Origin of the sequence: Neotabrizicola paludis, assembly GCF_044142105.1 — a bacterium.
Classification (GTDB): Bacteria; Pseudomonadota; Alphaproteobacteria; order Rhodobacterales; family Rhodobacteraceae; genus Pseudogemmobacter.
This window is the reverse complement of sequence record NZ_JBGTYM010000029.1, coordinates 1-1097: the sequence shown is the minus strand read 5'-3', so window position 1 is coordinate 1097 and position 1097 is coordinate 1. Positions and strand designations below refer to the sequence as shown.

Here is a 1097-nt window from a genome sequence, read left to right as displayed (position 1 = left end):
CCCATGCGCACCCGTGCCGCCGTTGCCGTTGCCGCCGGAAAACCGCTTGAAATCATGGAAGTGAACCTTGAAGGCCCGAAGGCGGGCGAGGTTCTGGTCGAGATCAAGGCCACGGGCATCTGTCACACGGATGAATTCACCCTGTCGGGCGCCGATCCCGAGGGGATCTTCCCCTCGATTCTGGGCCATGAGGGCGCGGGCGTGGTGATCGAGGTGGGCGAGGGCGTGACGACGCTGAAGCCGGGCGATCATGTCATTCCGCTTTACACGCCGGAATGCCGCGAATGCCCCTCCTGCCTGTCGCGCAAGACCAATCTCTGCACCGCGATCCGCAGCACGCAGGGCCAGGGCCTGATGCCCGACGGCACGACGCGCTTCTCGATGCTCGATGGCACGCCGATCTATCACTACATGGGCTGCTCGACCTTCGCGAACCACACGGTCCTGCCCGAGATCGCCTTGGCCAAGGTCGATCCCGAGGCGCCTTTCGACAAGATCTGCTATATCGGCTGCGGCGTCACCACCGGCATCGGCGCGGTGCTGAACACCGCCAAGGTCGAGATCGGCGCCAAGGCGGTGGTCTTCGGCCTGGGCGGCATCGGGCTGAACGTGATCCAGGGCCTGAAGATGGCCGGGGCCGACATGATCATCGGGGTCGATCTGAACAATGACAAGAAGCCCTGGGGCGAGAAGTTCGGCATGACCCATTTCGTCAACCCGAAAGAGATCGAGGGCTCGATCGTCGCCCATATCGTGAACATGACCAAGACCCCCTTCGACCAGATCGGCGGGGCGGATTACAGCTTCGACTGCACCGGCAACGTCAAGGTCATGCGCGACGCGCTGGAATGCACCCATCGCGGCTGGGGGGTTTCCGTGGTGATCGGCGTGGCGCCGGCCGGGGCCGAGATCCAGACCCGGCCCTTCCAGCTCGTCACCGGCCGGGTCTGGAAAGGCACGGCCTTTGGCGGCGCGCGCGGCCGCACCGATGTGCCGAAGATCGTCGACTGGTACATGGACGGCAAGATCGAGATCGATTCGATGATCACCCACACGCTGAAGCTCGAGGACATCAACAAGGGCTTCGACCTGATGCA

At 63.9% G+C, this 1097-nt stretch carries 1 protein-coding gene; it reads left to right on the top strand.

Features of this window, described 5'->3' with window-relative positions; all coding sequences use genetic code 11:
* Positions 1-3: 3 nt before the first annotated feature.
* Positions 4-1097 (top strand): S-(hydroxymethyl)glutathione dehydrogenase/class III alcohol dehydrogenase (locus ACED67_RS21625; RefSeq protein WP_395543812.1); only part of this gene is annotated, 1094 nt, incomplete at its 3' end.